Origin of the sequence: Fictibacillus aquaticus (assembly GCF_002245695.1) — a bacterium.
GTDB lineage: Bacteria > Bacillota > Bacilli > Bacillales > Fictibacillaceae > Fictibacillus > Fictibacillus aquaticus.
The window spans coordinates 1-3,926 of sequence record NZ_NOII01000035.1 but is presented as its reverse complement, the minus strand read 5'-3'; the positions used below and the strand labels follow the sequence as shown (position 1 = coordinate 3,926).

Below are 3,926 nucleotides of genomic sequence, written 5' to 3'. Positions count from 1 at the left end.
TCAAAACTGGATTGTTTACCAAACAATCGAAAAAAACAGCTTCGCCATAAACAATCCCGTTGTAATCAGTCCGTAGGAAACAATTATCTTTGAAAGGGGTATGCGAATGATCTGTTCAAATTGCCAGCACCAAAATGACGGAGGGAATTTTTGCGAGAATTGCGGCGCAAGACTGGCAGCGGCCGACACGCCTGCCGCAGGCCACGCTGCTTCTGCAGCACTCCCTGCTCAAACGTCCGAACAAAAGAGCGTTTATCTTGAAAAGACGAAAGATATTTCCAAGATGTATTTTCATTATTTTCTATCTGTTATAAAAGCACCCTTTGGCAGCAGTTCAGCAGCCGGAAGCAGCCAGTTCATCAATGGAGTCATCACAATCATACTGTATGCTTTGCTCATTCCGCTCATCTATTACTTCTTTCTGAAAGAAATCAGCAGCATTAGCATTGGGACTGACTNNTATCATTTGCTGAATATGTGATCAAGCCAGCTCTCGTTTATGGAGTCTTTATCTTACTGGTCACTTCCTTCAGTTTTTTTGCTGTCTTAATGGGAAGAAATCAAATAACGTTCAAGGAATCGATCGGCCGTTTCGGCAGTATGCTTATCCCGTTCACGGCGATGCTTGCCATTTCGCTCCTTTTCATCTTAATGAACAGCGGAGAATTTTCTTTCTATTTTTTGCTGGCTGGTTTCGCTGGTTCTATCTTGCTCGTCCCTCCGCTATTCATCTCGAGTTATTTTAGGAAAACCTCTACAGGACTCGATCCTCTTTATGGCAGTTTGATCGTGTACATCCTTACAGGCATTCTATTTAAAGTCATGGGAGAAATGATGTTTGAAACGATCAGCAAGTCCTTGGAACAAATCGTCACATTTTTTGGTTTGTTTTAGACTTGGGGGTACGGTACCGTTTAGAAATTCTGGCATTAATATTCCTATTGTTTTAAATGGTACCGTACCCCAAACGCAAAAAGGAGATGCCTCCCTTCCGGGGCATCTCCTTTTTGCTCTTATTTGCTGCGCTGGACAACTTTGGATAATAGTTTCATCCCGTCATTGTAGCTGAACTTCCGGGCGATTTTTCGGAACTCTTTCAAGCCTTTGCGGCTGACGTTAAAGAATGAATCAACGAGATCGTTTTCTTTTAAATATTCTGCAGCTTCAGGAGATATATTAGGCTGTATTTCACGCATTTTATGGTTCAATTGTTCAAAGGATGCGTTCAATACAAATTCTTTCCCGAGAAGCTGGACGATTTCTTTCGTGTTTCTTGCAGTGTCAGGGATCCGGTCGCCATCTTCATCCCACTCATCTTCCGCAAGACCTTCCTCATTCAGCAATTGAGGCTGAAGGCTTATTTCAATAGCTTCGAGTTCTTTTTCTGCCAAAACGGCTTCTTTTTCTTTCTCGAGCAGGTAATCGAGGTAGTCACGGCGGTCGTCTTCAGAAAGTTCTTCGCTCATTGACAGCCTTTCCACGATTTCATTCTGCACCTGCCTCACGCGCTTGAGCTGTTCATTCAAGTCTAGCATTCTGCGTTCAAGCTGATTACGTTCATTATCAGGCAGATCAGCGTATCCTTCTGCTTCTTCCTCTTCAACATCATCTTCTTCTGTAAAGGCTGCTTCAGGTTCGTTCTTTTTCTTTTTTGACGGAAGCAGATCTTTTGTCCCAATTGCAGCAGCACGCAGCGCTTCATTCACTTTTGTGTAGAACATCGCGCTGATGCTAATAGCAAAAATTGCTAAGATAAACGAAAGAAGGTCTGCAAAGTGAAACGTAAATTTAGTTACAGCAATTTTAAACATCAGGACCATCGCAAATAAACTGATCAAGATAATTTTAAACCAATGATTTCGAATTTTAATTTTTTCGTCTGTTGTGCGGTTCATGATCATTCCTCCTTGATGCGCTATCCGCCTAACGAATAACTTTAAATATATTCGGAGGAAGTTTCTTTTTTTGACCATCAATCCAAAATTCTTATTCAATAATGCCTGTCTGGACAATTTTTACTTTCGTTGAAACGTTGATTTCCATATCTTTATATTGCTCCCGATATTTCGCGAAATCCCAGCCTCTTTCGCGCCGCCTTAACTGATCGCCAAGACCAAGCGGGTCAATTCCAAGCTCTTGAAATTTTGAAACCATAGCAGCAGCCTGCATATCAATTTCTTTTTTGAAAGCAGACTCCACTAGATCAATACTAGGCTTTTGCTCGAGGTTGAGCCAATGAGGATATTCATGAATCTCTCCGAGAATAGTGGCATTTAGGGTAAACTTTGGCTTTCCATTCGTTTTCTCAACATGGTATTTTGTCTTGGCACTGATATTTCGTATCACACCATAGCCTTTTTCCTTGCCTCTTTTCAATTTGACTTCATATCTTCCTGCTTTCGATCCATCAACTAGCATCTTAAACACAAAAGATTCATTATGGTTCAGCTTTCCCACATACTGGTCTTCTTTAAAAAGAGCAATTCCTTGAAGCTTAATTTTGTTTTTCCCCATTTTTAACAATGGAAGATAAGGATCCATTCCCTTTCCGTAGAAATTATATAAAAAAACATGCAGATTCGTTTTAGGCAGATTTTCCGTCTTGATGTTCTGCTCGATCAATTCAGTCATATATATGGCGGCTAATGGGTTGGCAGCATAATCTTGTTTCAGAAGCTTCGAAGTACTGCCCTCCACCACTGCCATGTGAAGGGTGTTTCCTATGTTCGGATCACGGTAAAGCGTGTTAACGATCTCAAGCACGCCCTTCTCTGCAAATTTGTTTTCAAACAGCACAATCCTCAGCTGGCCGGTTGTCAGCGGTTTAGGTGACTGTGTATTGATCTTGGATAAGAAATACCGAGATGTATTCGAGACGCTCGTGAATTTTTCTGCTTTCACCGTTCCATCCGGATTAAATAGAGGGAATGTCGCTGTTCCCCTAATCTGATCTCCTTCTTCCCTGTCATAGCCTATCGCTTGAATAAGCTGCAGTTCATCGATAATTTCGCTCGGCAAGCTGATGTTTATAAGAAAGATCATGAATAAACCTGCTATTAAAAAGAAACGAACCATGCATTACACCCTATTCATCAATGTCTTTATTTTTCACAGCCTCTTTTTTATCGAACCTTTTTTTGTTCTCTGCTGCCGCATTAGCCGGTCTCAAATTCATCATATTATATGGAAGTCTTAATATAGAATCGCTCAATTCATTAAAACGAAGAGGATAGATTGGAAACATATACGGCCTGCCCAATGATTCAAGTCGCAGGAGATGAACCATTACGAAACAGAAGCAAACCATAAGGCCAACCCCTCCCCAGATTGCTGCGAATAATATAAACGGAAAACGCAGAACACGGATGGTGTTTGCCATTTTAAATACAGGTGTTGTAAAAGAGGCAAGTGCCGCAAGAGATACGATTATGAGAAGGATGTTACTTGTTAGCCCTGCTTGCACGGATGCCTGCCCGATTACGATACCTCCTACGATACCAAGAGTCTGACCTACTTTTGTCGGCAGTCTCGCTCCAGCTTCACGAAGCAGTTCGATCGTCAGCTCGAGAAAGAACACTTCGAGTATCGGCGGGAAAGGGATGTTCACACGCGAAGTGATCAACGGCGCGAGCAAATCTTTCGGTATCATCTGGTAATGGTACGTTAACACCGCAACATAAAGTGGTGTAGCAAACGTTGAAAACAATACCGACAGCAGTCTGATGACGCGGAACGTTGAACCGAGCAGCCAGTTTAAATAATAATCCTCAGGAGACATAAAGAATTCAGCTGCAGTAGCAGGACCGAGAAGCGCCTGCGGGGAGCCCTCGGAAAGAATCGCGACCTGCCCAAGATTCATCATGGATACTACTCTGTCCGGCCTTTCGGTTGAAACGAGCTGAGGGAAGGGGGACCAGGTATTATCT

4 protein-coding genes are annotated in these 3,926 nt (G+C 42.4%); 1 reads left to right on the top strand and 3 read right to left on the bottom strand.

Annotated elements, in window-relative coordinates; translation table 11 throughout:
* The first annotated feature begins 477 nt into the window (after positions 1–477).
* Complete coding sequence (locus CGZ90_RS18885) at positions 478–894, top strand: hypothetical protein (RefSeq protein ID WP_094254062.1); 417 nt, start codon at positions 478–480, stop codon at positions 892–894.
* 119 nt (positions 895–1,013) lie between these two features.
* Here CGZ90_RS18885 and CGZ90_RS18880 read toward each other — a convergent pair whose 3' ends face one another.
* The 3 genes from CGZ90_RS18880 to CGZ90_RS18870 form a co-directional block, all read right to left on the bottom strand.
* Positions 1,014–1,895 carry a hypothetical protein gene (locus tag CGZ90_RS18880; protein WP_094254061.1) on the bottom strand — a complete coding sequence of 294 codons (882 nt, stop codon included), beginning with the start codon at positions 1,893–1,895 and terminating at the stop codon, positions 1,014–1,016.
* Between the two features lie 91 nt (positions 1,896–1,986).
* Entirely contained in the window at positions 1,987–3,042 is a 1,056-nt protein-coding gene (locus tag CGZ90_RS18875; protein WP_165766917.1) for a Ger(x)C family spore germination protein, read from the bottom strand.
* Between the two features lie 43 nt (positions 3,043–3,085).
* Positions 3,086–3,926 (bottom strand): spore germination protein (locus CGZ90_RS18870; RefSeq protein ID WP_133063618.1); only part of this gene is annotated, 841 nt, incomplete at its 5' end.

Coding starts and splice junctions, on each gene's coding strand:
- CGZ90_RS18880 (WP_094254061.1), bottom strand. CDS start 1,895: ATGAACCGCACAACAGACGAAAAAATTAAAATTCGAAATCATTGGTTT.
- CGZ90_RS18875 (WP_165766917.1), bottom strand. CDS start 3,042: ATGATCTTTCTTATAAACATCAGCTTGCCGAGCGAAATTATCGATGAA.